A 15425-nucleotide genomic window follows, 5' to 3' on the forward strand; every position below is an offset into this window, starting at 1 on the left:
ATCTTAAATTTTGTATCAGGTAAGGATTTCAACGGTAAATTTATCTGAGGGTAAAATCATGAAGAGCAAAAAAGTTAATCAAACCCGTCGCAATTTAATTAAAAATGCAGCATTGGCGGTTGCAGGAGTGGGAGTCGGTGCGGGATTATCGCCTAAAAAAGCAGAAGCACAACCACAAAAACCAGGAACCGCAAAATCACCCGCACCATCCTCCCTCCCACTTTCAGGTAAGGTAGCTTTAGTGACAGGTGCAGCAAGAGGAATTGGTCTTGCAACAGCCGTTGAGTTAGCACGGCAAGGTGCAGATATCGCATTGCTTGATATCGCGCAACCACAAGGTGTGAGGAATATTCACAGCTATCGTTTGGCAAATCGTACAGAATTAGAAAAAGCCGTGCGGCTTGTTCAAGCTGAAGGTCGCAGAGCATTGCCAATTGTGGCGGATGTTCGGGATCTAGCAGCTATGAAGCAGGCTGCTGAAACGACTTTGAGAGAACTCGGTGGGCTTGATATTCTTGTCGCTAATGCTGGCATTGCCATCTGGAGTCCTTTTGATGAAATGACTTCTCAACAGTGGAGCGATGTTATTGATGTTAACTTAACAGGCGTTGCTAATTCCATGTGGGCAGTTATTCCACATATGCAAAAGCAAAAGCGTGGCAGAATTATTGCCGTATCATCAATTGGCGGGCGCATGGGTGTTGCAGGAGTGGCTAACTACTCGGCTACAAAGTGGGGCGTTATTGGTTTAGTTAAATCTGTAGCGCTGGAACTGGGGCAAGATAATATTACAGTCAATGCCGTTGCACCAGGTGCTGTTAACACACCGCTTTATCGGAGTGAAGGACAACGTCGCTCAACTTCCGCCAACACAGCCCAAGACCAAGATAAGGTAGCACTCGCTTATCATGCCTTGCCAATACCAGCACTTGAACCCACTGATGTTGCCACAGCGATCGCTTTCCTGACAAAAGATGATGCTCAGTATATTTCTGGTGCAGTTCTTGACGTTGCTGCTGGTGGCAATGCAAGATACACAGCTTAATTTAGATAAATGTTAAATGAACACAAGTAGTCCTCAATCGACCTTTTGCAAAAGTTAGCTTTGACCAAAAGAATGGGATACAAGCCCCGTCCTTCTAGGACGGCTTTTCTTGATTCCTGATGTACTGCTTTAGAACTTCAATTGGCGCACCCCCTACAGACACAGCAAAATAACTAGGACTCCATAAGGCATCTTTATTAGGTTTCGGGTATCGAGCTTGTCCATAGCGGCGACTTGAAACACCTTTTAAAGCATTAACTATTTGAGAGATAGATAATTTAGGAGGGTATTCAATAAGTGCGTGAACATGATTATCCTCGCCGCTAAATTCAATTACTTGAAAGTCCATCTTTTTAGCTACTTCTCTAAACGTCTTATCAATTAATTCAAGGCTTTCTTTTGTAAATACAGACCTACGATACTTAGTAACGCAGACCAAGTGAATTTTTAAGTCTGTAACAGAGTGTCTTTCCCTGCGAAACTGGCTTGTCATTCTCTGTAGACCAATGTATAATTATTTTGTAGACCAATTATAGCACTGTCTATGAAAGCCAGGTATCAATTCCGTTTCTACCCAACAGACCAACAGCAACAGAGTTTAGCTCAGTTGTTTGGCTGTGTGCGCGTAGTTTGGAATGATGCGTTGGCTATCTGTAAGCAGTCTGAAAAGTTGCCCAGTAACAACGACTTGCAAAAGTTGGTGATTACGCAAGCTAAAAAGACTGATGAAAGATCGTGGTTGTCTAATGTTTCTAACATTCCATTACAGCAGTCTGTTGCTGATTTAGGTGTTGCCTACAAGAACTTTTTTGATTCACTCAAAGGTAAAAGAAAAGGTACGGCAGTCGCTACAACGCTTGGAACCCCCGCAACGCGCTGCCTCAAAAAAGTAGGTACTCCCAAGTTTAAAAAGAAAACAGGGAGACAATCAGCACGGTTTAGAATTGGTGGATTTTCTATCAAAGGAGATGAAGTGTACTTGGCAAAGATTGGCAATGTTAAGCCAGTTTGGTCAAGACAACTACCCTCCGGGTTCGCAAGTTTCGACTCGACGGAAACCGCCAAGACTCGAACTTGCTCACCATCTGCACCAAGCAGCGTAACAGTCATCAAAGATTGTGCTAATCGTTATTTCCTCAGTTTCGTTGTAGAGATAGCTCCTATTCAAGTCAACGCTAAAAACCAAAGCATTGGCATTGATTTAGGTCTTAAAACTTTTGCGGTCATGAGTAATGGCGAAGTAGCAACTAGCCCAAATTACTTAAAGAAAGACCGTAAAATTCGCCAACTACAACGCCAACTAGCAAGACAACAATCATGGTCTAAACGCCGTGAAGTTACTCGGTTAAAGATTGCTAAACGACACAATCAAATCGCTGATACCCGCAAAGATTTCCTGCATAAGTTATCAACCAAAGTAGTTAGCGAGAACCAAACTATTGTTTTGGAAGATTTAAACGTATCAGGAATGGTTAAAAACCGCAAACTTGCAAGAGCAATCAGCTTGCAGGGATGGCGAGAATTCCGGGTATTGTGCGAGGCTAAATCTGAAAAGCTTAACCGGGAATTCAGGGTGATTAGCAGATGGGAACCTACTAGTCAAACTTGCTCTTGCTGTGGGTATCGTTGGGGCAAAATTGATCTCTCTGTGCGTTCAGTATTGTGTCTAAATTGCGGTACTGAACACGACAGAGATGAGAATGCCTGTAGAAATATAGAAATGGTCGGCATGGGGCATCGGCACGACCTTAAACGGACACAGAGACAGAGTCAGACGACAACGGTCGCATCAGTCGATGAAGTGTCAAGAATCACCGCACCTTTAGGTCGGTGAGTATGTCAAATTGTTATGTTTATATTCTGAGAAAATTAATACTAACGAGGTCGATTCTCTCGCCCGTGATAGACGCGTAAAATTACAATATCATCCTCAAGAATAACGTAGTGAATTATAAAACCGTACTTACCAAAAGAAACTACAAGTTTCCGCAATCCTGCTATTTCATCTACAATTGTGCCTCGACGAGGATTTTACTGCAAACTTTCGCCTGAAGAGACAATTGTTTGTACTGCTCGTGCTGCTGCATCAGTATTATTAAGTTTTATAAAATCGCAATGACGATTTAAGTCGTTAATTGCAGTTTCACTCCAAACTATGTGGGAGATGGGAGTTCAGTATCAGTTCCTAAACTGTTTGCCCATTCTCGCACGCGATCGTGCATCACTCCTGAACCTGTGCGACGGTAGGTTTCGAGAGCAGATTGGCTTTGCTGAACCATTTGAGCTTCAGTAAGAGGTTGAAAATTTAATGCTGTGTCTATCTCACCGTACTCAATTGATTCTTCTGTTGTTTGAGTAGATTGATTTGTCAGTAAGTGCTCAAAATCTTCTAAATTCCCGGATGAACTAGTTAGCCATGTTAACAGGAGAGTTTTTACCTGTTCTCCGGGTAATGTTTTAATACGCTCTAAAATTTGTTGCCTAATATTGTTTGCTGTCATAAACTTTTTAGTTTTGTAGGAACTTAATGTAAATACCAACGATTTTTACTAATACCAATTTTCTATGAAGATGCATACAATTAGCCTGCGAAGGCAGGCTTTGTTTGTATAGCCCCACATTTCCAATGTGAGGGCAATAATGTGCAACTTCACATAGAATTGGTATAACATATGTAATTTTAACAAAAACGTCGAAATTTTCAAAGTATAATAATTCTTAATTTAAACGGTTGGCAAACCACGTTTTATGCATCAAAATTTCATATTTTACGATCTCCTATAGCGCTCGGTTGGTATCAACTTATTGTTGCTCGATATTTTTATTCTGTTGAGTTATAAAGTAGGATTGAGCAACTATAGCGTGTCTTGTACGCGATTTCCAAGAAATAAATTGTCCCTTTTTTAGGATGGGCTTGGATGCCCATCCTGTATGACTGCGCGAACCCACTGCCATCAAAACTCAAACTCGTGATGCAACAAGCTTGATATCAGCGTACTTCCAAGCTCTCTCAAATCGCTTTTGCATGGAACGAGCTTCTTTTGTCTTGCCTTGTGCGTCTAAGCTTTTTGTCAGCCCCAAAAGCGACCAACCATTTTCAGGATAACGTTCTAAATCTTCCCTGTATACAGTTTCAGCTTCTTGTACGCGTTTAGCTTCCAGCAAAACGGCTCCCAATGATTGCCGAACAGGAGAGTACCAAGTTGCAGGTTCATCGTATCTGAGATTATCTTCTAATGAAACAGCAGTTTTCAAGTGAGCGATCGCTTGTGTATAGTCCTTTTGCTTTGCTGCGAGTTCACCAGCCAAAACTTCAGAAGCAATTTTCATCAAACTGACAGTGGAATTAATATCCCAAACTGTCACCTTCTCTAATGCAGGGTCAGCAGCAATAGCTCTTAACTTTTCCAATTCTTCTGTGGCTTGCTTCAGTTCACCTTTTGCAGTTAACGCCATTCCCCTTGCATAGTGCCAAACTCCATTGGGATACTTCAGGTCTGCGTCTGGTGCTGGCTCTTTGAGAATCTCATCCCACTTCCCAAATTTTGTTAAAGTATACAGTGGTAATGCATAATAATGCTGTAAAGTTCCAAATCCGGGTTGACGCATCACTTTTCGATCTGCAATTGCCGATGTCTCGCGGGCGGTTTGAATTGCTAATGTCCCTTCTCCTCCCATCACAGCCCCTGCTAAAAGGAAGTGATAGTTATGGGGTACGTAACCCAGTTCGTAAATTCCTTTGGTGTGACATGGAGTTAAGGACATAGATTGCTTGTCAGCATCAATGGCTTTTTGGTTGGCGACGACAGCATCATGGTAGCGTCCAACACGAATATAAATATGACCTGGCATATGTACTAAATGTCCAGCGGCTGGAACTAAATTGCGAAGACGATCTGCGCTCGTGACCCCAGTTTCTGGATGGGAAGATGCTTCAACAGCATGAATGTGTAAGTGGAGAGCACCAGGATGATTGGGATTGCGTTTTAAAATAGACTCCAAAGTGGCAAGAAGTTCGGTGGTTCCTGGGTTGGGTTTTCCATCCCTTGTCCAATAATTCCAAGGCATTGTGTCCATTAAAGCTTCAGCAAACAGAGTTGCAGCATCCAAATCATCTGGATAGCGTTTTTGTACCTCTCGCATTGCATTGGTATAAGCAATATCCAAAGGCTTGCGGTCTTCAATGGGTTGTGAAGAGTAACGCTTTGTTAGGGCATTAATATAAGCCTGCTCCTTCTCACTGGCATTTTTGCTCAAATCAACTGCTTTTTGCAATGCTTGAGAGGCTGATGGAATGGCTTCTGCAGCCATCGGTGCGTTAATATTTGGTCCTTGTACAAGTGCAAGTCCCCAATAACATATCGCACAATTAGGATCTAACTTTGTTGCTTCTTGAAAGGAACGTACTGCTAAAGCGTGATTGAATCCATAAGCAAGGACAAGCCCCTGGTCAAAATAGCGTTGGGCAAGTTTTGAGCGAGTTGATATGGGATGATGGTAGTTGCCAATATTCTTGAGCAGAGGTACTGAAGAATGAGTTTCTCGAGTAGAAATGCTACTTGGCTCGTTTGCCATGACTTGACCAAACAGCTTAGTAGGATATGTCAACAATCCAATTGCAATCAGTAAAGACAAAGTAAATAAAATGAATTTTTTGTTCATCAAAACCTCCTATTAAAATCTCTCCTTTCGGCTATGAAGGTGCTCTATCCAAGCTAATATTTCCGCCTCTGATGTATTGTGGATAGACTGATGTGTTATGGGATCGCAAGCACTCCACCAAATGTTGCCCCAGCGATCTCTTGTAGACCAAACACGCAATTCCTGCGGTTCGAGCAAACATATCACTAAATATTCCCAAATAGACTGTATCCTCTCTTTCAAAGTTGGTTTGCGAATGACCACTTCTGGTTCTTCAGAGGATATTAACTCTAGTTGTTTGTATTGTGACCAAGATATAGGATATTTCTTCATCTATTTTAAAAGTAGCAAGTAGGTAAGAGGAAGTAAGCAATGGGATAGTGTTAAAATTTCTTCAATTTATATTTCCCATTGCCTGTTTTTAGAATTAAGCTCTGAAATATAAAGAGCCACGAAACTGAAGAGTTGTACTTGATTGAAAACTAGAAGGTTGAACTGCACGCCGAATTTGATAAGTTTGTCCGAGAAAATGAGCAGAAATCTTAGAAGTTACAGTTTCAATATTTTGAGAAGTAGAAGTATAGGATGAACCGCGATAATTCAGACGCATGAGATAAGTCTCCCGTGTAATTTTGGTAAAAAACAATAAAATTGTGTAACAAACTTTAAAATTTTTAACTTTCGTTCGTGTGGCTCCGTCTGGCTTGTAGTAAGCAAGAACGGCGAACGCCCTGCATTGTAACTACGAGCTAATTGCCATCTCTAGATAGTTTCCCAGCGACAAACCATTGTGCCATTCTCTCTATACCATTTAGCAACGAGAGTAGGTCTCTTGCTCTTAGTATTGATGGAATTGGGATTTGAGGAGAAACCTGCATTGCAAGTAAAAATTTCTTCAATTTTTTCATTAACTTGAGGAGTAGTCTTGTAATATAAATCTTCATGAAATTTCACGTTTTTAATCTCCTTGTTAGATACATTTAATCTTGATGACTTCCAAATTTAGTTATCAATCTTTAATTTGCTGTATTTGGAATTTTCTTTTCCGATTTAACTCTATACCTAGATTCATCTAGCAGTAGAAGCTTTTCGCAAAGGTTAAGGTAAGATTGGCAAGGCTATGACCTTTTATGACATTTTCCGACAAAATTTACATTATTTAATAATTAGATGATGTAATTAGTTAGAATTAGCACTAACTAATAACAACGATAGGCTTCTGACCTGTTCCCTATCACGAAAAATTTTATAGACGCGCTCTTGCGCCTGTACCAACCACTAACCATCAAGCACTATGATTTCTTTACCAGCAGAATATGTTCTTCGTAAAGCAACATCTGAAGATATTTGGTCTATCCGGTTATTGGTACTAAGAGCAGCGCTCGATCCGACTCAAATAAAATGGGAGCAATTTTGGGTCATAGAACACAATGGGGAAATAGTCGCTTGCGGACAACTCCGCAACTTTTCTGGAGTACAAGAGCTTGGGAGTTTAGTCGTTTTACCTAGGTGGAGAGGACAAGGTTTGGGAACTGCTTTGACACAACATTTGATTAATCAAGCAACTTTACCACTTTATTTGGAATGCTTGGGTCAGCAATTAGCTCAGTTGTACAGTCGCTTTGGCTTTACCCAAGTTGCTTTTGAGAATTTACCGCCCTCCCTCAAACGTAAGTTTGGTATATCGCAGCTGGGAAAGAAGCTTATAAGAATTCCTGTTGTGTTTATGCAATACCAAAATAACAGCTAAAGAATGACAAATAGTTGATTCATGACTGTCATAAGAACTCAGTATGCAATTTAACCGTGTAATACCTGACTGTGGAGCAATACGGAGATGACGTTAGTCATACTAAAATTCCCACTAATGTAACGCATGGATTAGTTACATTTTTCCCTACTGATGAAAAGCTTCAATTTCTATCATTGATATTAAGTTGGATAAAAATTTTATCAACTGAACCGTATTGAATTCAACAAAGGAGATTTATTGATGAAACCTATTATTGCAGGTACGTTGCTTGCTCTACCATTCGCGATCGCTTCTATCCCAACACAACAAGCATCTGCATTGGAGGTTATTGTAAATCCTCGCGTTCATAGAGCCCCAGCCCCAGTGGTCATCAGTCGGCGAGTTGAAAGACAAAGACAACGGTGGATTCCCGGACATTGGGAGAGAAGACGCAACGGTCGGGTATGGATTCCCGGTCGCTATGTACGTTATTAAGAGCAAAGTTATCTTGGCTTTACTCTTTTTTCATTAACTTCAATCAAACCTATTTCTTGTCCAGTCAGGGGAGCATGAAGAGTGCAGATACCTAGTTAGAGATGATCCTTACATCAACTCTAACTAACATATTCATTGACTTTAACGAAAGAAGTTTAAAAAAGCAAGGAATACAGCAAGAACAACAAACGGACTTGCTCCATCCTTGATAATCCAAGTTGCGCCCGATTCATTAATAAAAACTTGGTAGCTTGCTCAAAGTCCGTTTCTATAGTATTGGAACAGACAAGACGATCTTTACAAGGGTTATAAGCAATGCATAATTAATTTCTGGATCTGTCGATCGGTCATTAACTAAGATAAAACTCCATCTTAAGACTCAAGCATTTAATTTGTAGAGACGTTAACACTATTAGCAGTAACCAGTTATTACCGATCGCCGGTCGCCCATCGCTGGTTGCTGTTTACTGATGTAGAGAGTAGGAAAATGACAGATTCACAAGACCGCAATCAAACAATTAAGAAGCTGCGCGAACTCGTCAAGGATATGGACATTGGAATGCTGACTACAATCGATGAAGATGGAACGCTGCACAGTCGCCCCATGTCAACTAACTCTGAAGTGGAATTTGATGGCGATCTCTGGTTTTTTACTTACGCCAGTTCGCACAAAATTCTAGAGATCGAACAACACCAGCAGGTTAATGTCAGCTTTTCAGACCCGAAAGCGCAAACCTATGTTTCCATGTCAGGTACAGCTCGGTTGGTACGCGATCGCAACAAAATTCAGCAGTTATGGAAACCACAATTAAAAGCTTGGTTTCCTAAAGAATTAGAAGAACCCGATATTGCTTTACTAAAAGTGAATGTCGAAAAAGCTGAATACTGGGATGCACCCTCAGGTTTTGTTGCTCACACGATTGGTTTGGTGAAAGCGATCGCCACAGGAGAGAAAGCCAAAGTTGGCGAAAATGAAAAAGTCAGCTTGAAGTAAGAAACCAAGAATGTAAAGACGCATCTTAGAGCGTCTTTACATGCAATATTTGTATTGGAATTCTAGTATAAATTTTCGGTTTTGTTGGTAAACAGCTTATATATCTGGGAACACTAAAGCTGCAGTCTAAGAATTCCGCAGTATGGTCACTCCCCAAATCAAGATTCCCGGATATGAAGTGAGCGAACAAATCTACAACGGTTCTAGAACCCTTGTTTATCGCGGGTATCGAGAATCTGATTCCATGGTCGTGGCGATAAAACTGCTAAAAAATCCCTATCCCACTTTTAGCGAACTCTTGCTGTTTCGCAATCAGTACATTATTGCCAAAAACCTAGAAATACCGAGCATCATCAGACCCTACAGTCTAGAACCTTACTACAACAGCTATGCCTTGGTCATGGAAGACTTTGGTGGTATTTCCCTCCAACAATTTACGCAAGGAAAACCACTGCCATTAGATAGATTTCTCTTGATTGCGATTCAACTCACACACACCTTACACCAGCTGCATCAACAGCGAGTCATTCACAAAGATATTAAACCTGCTAACATCTTGATTCATCCTGACACAAAGCAAATTAAGCTGATTGACTTTTCCATCTCAACATTGCTACCCAGAGAAATCCAGCAAATTCAAAGCCTCAATACCTTAGAAGGAACTTTAACATACCTCTCGCCAGAACAAAGCGGGCGTATGAACCGAGGGATTGACTACCGCAGCGACTTTTATTCTTTGGGCGTGACTTTCTTCGAGCTGCTGACAGGGAAATTGCCTTTTGAGTCGAACGAGCCGATGGAATTGGTATACTGTCACATTGCCAAGCAACCTCCTTTGATAGGGGAGAGGCGACAGGGGGTAGGTCAAGGTAAGACAATCTCTAGCGATCGGGGGCTATGGGAAACTCAAGATCCCGAAGAAATGCGGATCGGGAGTATAAAGATCGAGCAAATCCTTGAGAAGATTGTCAATAAATTGATGGCGAAGAATGCCGAAGATCGCTATCAAAGCGCCATCGGGCTCAAGTACGATTTAGAGCAATGCCTGATGCTACTGAACCAAACAGGAGCAATTCCCAACTTCCAACTCGGTCAAAGGGATATCAGCGATCGCTTCCTCATTCCCGAAAAGCTCTACGGGCGGGAAACGGAAGTCGCTAATTTGTTAGCAGCTTTTGAGCGTGTCAGTGGAGGAGTTGGGTTAGATTATTTGCCGCGTAGCGAACTCATGCTTGTTGCTGGCTTCTCTGGGATTGGCAAAACAGCAGTTGTCAGCGAAGTTCACAAACCCATCGTCCGCCAGCACGGCTACTTTATTAAAGGCAAGTACGATCAATTTCAACGGAATATTCCCTTTAGTGCTTTTGTACAGGCATTCCGGAATTTAATCGGACAATTGCTCAGTGAAACTGATGCTCAACTGCAACAATGGAAAACTAAAATTTTAGAGGCGTTGGGAGACAACGGACAAGCGATCGTTGAAGTCATTCCCGAACTCGAATCTATTATTGGCAAACAGCCTGCGGTGGTGAAATTATCAGGAACCGCCGCCCAAAATCGCTTCCATCTGCTGTTCCAAAAGTTTATTCAGGTGTTTGCGACAGTGGAACATACCCTAGTCATCTTTTTGGATGATTTGCAGTGGGCAGATTTAGCATCCCTGAATTTAATGAAACTGTTGATAAGTGAAACAGAAACAGGCTATCTGTTCATCATTGGTGCTTACCGGGATAATGAAGTCTTTCCTACTCATCCGTTGATGCTGACTTTGAACGAAATCCAAAAGACAAAGGCATCTGTCAACACCCTCACGCTGGCTCCCCTGACGTCCGCAGATGTAAATCATTTAATTGCAGACACATTGAGTTGTCCGCTAGCGCGTGCATTGCCGTTGAGTGAGTTAGTTTATCAAAAAGCTCGAGGAAATCCTTTTTTCACGACTCAATTTCTCAAAGCGCTCTATGAAGATCGACTGATTACCTTTGATATTGATGGGAGGTGTTGGCAGTGTGATGTTTCTCAGGTGCGATCGCTCGCCCTCACCGATGATGTTGTTGAGTTTATGGCATTGCAACTTCAAAAGCTGTCACCTCAAACTCAGACAGTTTTGAAGTTAGCAGCCTGTATTGGCAATCAGTTTGATTTAGGTACATTGGCGATTGTCAGCGAACAATCTCAGGTGGAGACTGCAGGGGATTTGTGGAATGCCTTGCAGTCAGGTTTAATTTTGCCACAAAGTAAGGTTTATAAGTTTTATCAAGATTCGTCATTCGTCAAATATCATTTCCCATTTGCAGATACCCGACAACGAATGACATTTAACCAAGGGCAAAGTTCAGTTACTTATAAGTTTTTGCACGATCGCATTCAACAAGCTGCCTATTCACTCATTCCAGAGTCTCAGAAAAAAGCTGTGCATCTCAAAATCGGACAATTGTTGCTACAAAATACGTCACCCGAGCTTCTTGAAATCCATATTTTTGATATTGTCAATCAACTCAATGAGGGAGTTAGCATTATTGCCCAACAAGCGGAAAAAGCTGAATTAGCAAAACTCAATTTGATGGCTGGCAGAAAAGCTAAAGCTTCTACGGCTTATAAAGCTGCTCTCAAATACTTTGACTTAGGCATGAAATTGTTGCCAGAAAATACCTGGCATACACATTATAATATAACATTTGGCTTTTATCGAGAACGGGCTGAGTGCGAGTATTTAATCGGTCATTTAGAGCAAGCAGAATATTTCTTCGATTTAGCATTATCCCATGCTCGCAATCAATTTGAGCAAGCAGATCTTTATGCCATACAAATGTATTTAAAAATGACTCAAGGTGAGAACATTCAAGCAGGTTGTGAAGCAGGCTTGAAAGGTTTGAGTATTATGGGACTGCAACTACCACCGACTGTTGAAGAGCAGCAAGCCGCAATCAAAACTAAATTAGAAGAGTTAAAAACTCAACTTGCAAGAGTGACTCCATCTGATTTATTCGAGTTACCTGAGATGACAGATCCAGCTAAGAAAATTTGTATGAGCCTTTTAGCTGATCTTTGGGCAGTGGCATATATGGCAGGTTATCAGCATCTTGCTCTTTTGAGTTCTCTACTGACGATCGATTTATCATTGAAATATGGTAATGCCGAAAGTTCTGGTTTTGCTTACTCTCTCTATGGGATGGCTTTGGCAAATCAAGGAGATTATCAAACAGCTTATGAGTTCGGACTATTAGCTTTAAAACTGGATCGCCATTTTAATTGTACTAAATTTATTTATAAAACAAATAATATTTTTGCACACACAATTAATCCCTACAATCAGCATTTAAATACAAATTTACCTCTGTCTCAGCAATCATTCCAAACCAGTCAAGAATCCGGAGATGTTGTGTTTGGTGTTTGGGCAGTTTCATTTCTGATTTGGGCAATGTTAATTAAAGGCGATCGTTTAGCTGATGTCTGTGTGGAAACTGAAAAATATCTCAGTTATGTCCAGCAAGTGAACGATGTAAATATGCTGTATGCGTTTACGTTACAGCGACAGTTTCTCTTGAAACTACAAGATCCATCTCAAAAAACTGACTTATTAGGCGAACGCCATGATTTGGAAATTCCATACATAGACATTTGGCGACAAAAGAAAAACTTTGAACATGGAATTAATTGGTACTGCTTTCTCAAACTACAACTTTCATACCTTTATGGTAAATATACAGATGCTGTTATAGCAGCAGAGGAAGCACAGAAAACACTGGTATCAAATGCTGGTTTTTTCCCAATTATTCAATACCATTTTTATTATCCACTCAGCGTGGCTGCCCTTTATGAGACTGCGACATCAGAAGAAAAAATGCAGTATTGGAAAGTGTTGCAAGAGCATCAGCAAATTACCAAACAATGGGCTTATTATTGCCCAGCTAACTTCTTGCATCGATACCTATTGCTATCTGCTGAAATGGCAAAAATTTCCGGTCGATGTATGGAAGCTAGCGATTTATACGATCGCGCGATCGCCGAAGCTAAAGCCAATAATTACATCCAAGAAGCAGCACTAGCCAACGAACTAGCGGCTAAATTTTATCTTAGATGGAACAAAGAACGTATAGCCCAGGAATATGTCATTGAAGCTTACTATGGGTACGCCCATTGGGGAGCAAAAGCCAAAATAGCCGATCTAGAAACCTGCTATCCCAAACTCCTCGCCCCCATCCTTCAACAAAGCGATTATCCTATCTCCGTAAAAGAAACTCTCTTCACATTGAGTCGTGTCTCTGTAAGCAGTTCTAGCAGCAGTATCTCAAATTCACTTGATTTAGCTACCATTCTCAAAGCTTCTCAAACTATTTCTAGTGAAATTGAACTAGAAAAACTACTCTCAGCGTTGTTACGTATCATTATTGAAAATTCCGGAGCCAATAAGTGCGTGTTGCTCCTGTCGCAGGAGGAAGACTTAATGGTTCAAGCCGTTTCTGGTGACGATTTTTCTTTATTGCTGCAGAAGCCACAGCCCCTCAAAGACAGCCAAGACGTACCGCTCGGTTTGATCGATACTGTCAAACGCAGCTTGCAACCTGCGGTAATTATTGATGCCACACAGCATCTGGAATTTATTCATGACTCTTATATTCAGCAACACCAACCCAAGAGTATCCTGTGCAGTCCGATTTTGCTTCAAGGTAAGTTGCTTGGCGTATTGTACCTAGAAAATAATCTCGTTACTGGAGCCTTTACTAGAGAGCGCGTCGAACTGCTCAATCTGCTGTGCGCTCAAGCAGCTATTGCTCTGGAAAATGCCCAACTTTACAAGCGTTCGCTAGAGTATTCCCAACAACTAGAGCAGTCACTCGAAGAGTTAAGTGCCACTAACTCTCGCTTCCAAAACCTCGTAAACAATGTTCCTGGTGTAGTTTATCAATTACGCATGACTGCTGATGGGTCTGTATTTCTCCCCTATATTAGTGCAGATTGTTATGACTTATACGAAATCACTGCCGAGCAAGCGATCGCTAACTTACAAATTCTCCTAGACAGAGTACATCCAGACGATGCCGCCACTTACGAGCAGTCTATGACAGACTCAATTCAAACTCTGACTCCTTGGCACTGGGAAGGCAGAATTGTTACACCGTCTGGAATGGTTAAGTGGATTCACGGTGCTGCTCGAATCCAACAACTTCTTGATGGGACTCTCGTCTGGGATGGATTGTTGTTGGATATTAGCGATGCCTATCTCCAAGCTATACAACGCCAAAAAGCGGAGGAACAACTGCGAGCATCTCAGCAACGCCTCCAGCTCTTGGTTGAGCAAACGCCACTCGCAGTTATAGAGTGGGATACTAATATTCAGGTGACTGACTGGAACCCAGCGGCAGAACGAATCTTCGGCTACACCAAACAGGAGGCATTGGGTCATCAATTCCAATTCCTCATTCCTGAAAGAATTCGAGCACAAATGGAACGAGTTAGCATCGAGATTTTATCGCAGCAGGGTGGCAATTACAGTATTAACGAAAATGTGACCAAAGATGGCAAAAGTATTATTTGTGCTTGGTACAATAATCCGCTTGTGAATGCAGATGGCGAGTTAATTGGAGTTGCTTCGCTAGCAGATGATATTACCGAGCAAAAAGTTGCCGAAGTTCAACTTCAACAAAAGGCAGAGGAGCTCGAAGCTGCTTTACAAAACCTGCAACAAGCACAAATACAAATCGTCCAAAGTGAAAAGATGTCTGCACTCGGTAACTTAGTGGCTGGTGTCGCTCATGAAATGAATAATCCCCTCGGTTTTATTGCTGCGAGTCTCAATCAAGCTAAACCCACTATTGCCGAGCTCATCGAACATTTGAAATTGTATCAAGAATGCTTATCATTACCAAGCCAAAAAATTCTTGACCATGCTGGGGAAATTGACTTAGATTATACCTTGGAAGATTTGCCCAAAATGATTGATTCCATGACAATGGCGTGCGACAGGCTGAGGAATATCAGTACCAGTCTCCGCACATTTTCCCGTTCCGATAAAAACCATCAAGTGCCATTTCAGATCCACGAGGGTATTGATAGTACAATTTTACTTCTCAAACATCGCCTGAAAGCGAACGAACAACGTCCAACCATTGAAGTGATAACTAACTACGGTCAATTACCTCAAATCTCGTGTTTTCCCGGACAATTAAATCAAGTCTTTATGAATATCTTGGCCAATGCTATTGATGCATTGGATGAGTCAAACACCGGGCGCAGTTTTGCAGAAATTCAAGCTTTACCCAACCAAATTAAAATCAAAACAGCGTTGGAAAATGAAGCTGTCAAGATTATTATTGCTGATAATGGAATAGGTATGAAAGAAGCAGTCAAAGAAAGGATTTTTGACCATTTATTTACAACGAAAGCTGTTGGAAAAGGAACTGGTTTTGGATTGGCGATCGCCCGTCAAATTGTGGAAGAAGTTCATCATGGTAAATTGAGATGTAACTCTGTTTTGGGTAAGGGGACAGAGTTTTTGATTGAAATACCGTTGTAGC

12 protein-coding genes are annotated in these 15425 nt (G+C 41.4%); 6 read left to right on the top strand and 6 right to left on the bottom strand.

The genetic code is table 11. The features are described 5' to 3' along the window. Positions 1–58 precede the first annotated feature (58 nt). Positions 59–1045, top strand: coding sequence for a mycofactocin-coupled SDR family oxidoreductase (locus tag AB0756_RS37290; protein ID WP_050045751.1), 987 nt, complete (start codon positions 59–61; stop codon positions 1043–1045). A 94-nt stretch (positions 1046–1139) separates the two neighbouring features. Here the strand turns inward: AB0756_RS37290 and tnpA are convergent, their stop codons facing one another. Beyond that, positions 1140–1538: an IS200/IS605 family transposase gene (tnpA, locus tag AB0756_RS37295; protein ID WP_038079531.1), complete on the bottom strand. Its 399-nt coding sequence runs from the start codon at positions 1536–1538 to the stop codon at positions 1140–1142. Between the two features lie 51 nt (positions 1539–1589). Here tnpA and AB0756_RS37300 point away from each other — a divergent pair, with 51 nt between their 5' ends. After that, positions 1590–2879, top strand: a complete 1290-nt coding sequence (locus AB0756_RS37300; RefSeq protein ID WP_038079522.1) for an RNA-guided endonuclease InsQ/TnpB family protein — start codon at positions 1590–1592, stop codon at positions 2877–2879. Positions 2880–3198: 319 nt separating this feature from the next. Here AB0756_RS37300 and AB0756_RS37305 read toward each other — a convergent pair whose 3' ends face one another. The 5 genes from AB0756_RS37305 to AB0756_RS37325 all read right to left on the bottom strand — a co-directional run bounded on the left by AB0756_RS37305 (position 3199) and on the right by AB0756_RS37325 (position 6640). Beyond that, entirely contained in the window at positions 3199–3546 is a 348-nt protein-coding gene (locus AB0756_RS37305) for a hypothetical protein (RefSeq protein WP_038100320.1), read from the bottom strand. A gap of 460 nt (positions 3547–4006) precedes the next feature. Continuing rightward, positions 4007–5707, bottom strand: a complete 1701-nt coding sequence (locus AB0756_RS37310; protein ID WP_038100318.1) for a tetratricopeptide repeat protein — start codon at positions 5705–5707, stop codon at positions 4007–4009. A gap of 12 nt (positions 5708–5719) precedes the next feature. Further along, the gene (locus AB0756_RS37315; protein WP_050045752.1) at positions 5720–6019 is read right to left on the bottom strand and encodes a hypothetical protein; all 300 of its coding nucleotides are present in this window, start codon (positions 6017–6019) and stop codon (positions 5720–5722) included. 94 nt (positions 6020–6113) lie between these two features. Next, positions 6114–6296, bottom strand: coding sequence for a DUF4278 domain-containing protein (locus AB0756_RS37320; RefSeq protein WP_050045753.1), 183 nt, complete (start codon positions 6294–6296; stop codon positions 6114–6116). Positions 6297–6448: 152 nt separating this feature from the next. Next, on the bottom strand, positions 6449–6640 hold the full coding sequence (locus AB0756_RS37325) for a hypothetical protein (protein WP_137986276.1): 192 nt from the start codon (positions 6638–6640) through the stop codon (positions 6449–6451). 340 nt (positions 6641–6980) lie between these two features. On the opposite strand from AB0756_RS37325, the gene AB0756_RS37330 reads away from it, so the two are divergent. The 4 genes from AB0756_RS37330 (at position 6981) to AB0756_RS37345 (ending at position 15424) form a co-directional block, all read left to right on the top strand. Next, complete coding sequence (locus tag AB0756_RS37330; RefSeq protein ID WP_038100312.1) at positions 6981–7436, top strand: GNAT family N-acetyltransferase; 456 nt, start codon at positions 6981–6983, stop codon at positions 7434–7436. Between the two features lie 243 nt (positions 7437–7679). Continuing rightward, positions 7680–7913, top strand: coding sequence for a YXWGXW repeat-containing protein (locus AB0756_RS37335; RefSeq protein ID WP_063779494.1), 234 nt, complete (start codon positions 7680–7682; stop codon positions 7911–7913). Positions 7914–8400: 487 nt separating this feature from the next. Then, positions 8401–8907 (top strand): pyridoxamine 5'-phosphate oxidase family protein, encoded by a 507-nt coding sequence (locus tag AB0756_RS37340; RefSeq protein WP_038100321.1) that lies wholly within the window; start codon positions 8401–8403, stop codon positions 8905–8907. 142 nt (positions 8908–9049) lie between these two features. Next, positions 9050–15424 carry an ATP-binding sensor histidine kinase gene (locus AB0756_RS37345; RefSeq protein WP_050045755.1) on the top strand — a complete coding sequence of 2125 codons (6375 nt, stop codon included), beginning with the start codon at positions 9050–9052 and terminating at the stop codon, positions 15422–15424. The last annotated feature ends 1 nt before the right edge of the window (position 15425 follow it).

Source organism: Tolypothrix campylonemoides VB511288_2 (genome assembly GCF_045999855.1).
In the GTDB taxonomy this organism is placed as follows: domain Bacteria; phylum Cyanobacteriota; class Cyanobacteriia; order Cyanobacteriales; family Nostocaceae; genus Scytonema; species Scytonema bouteillei_A.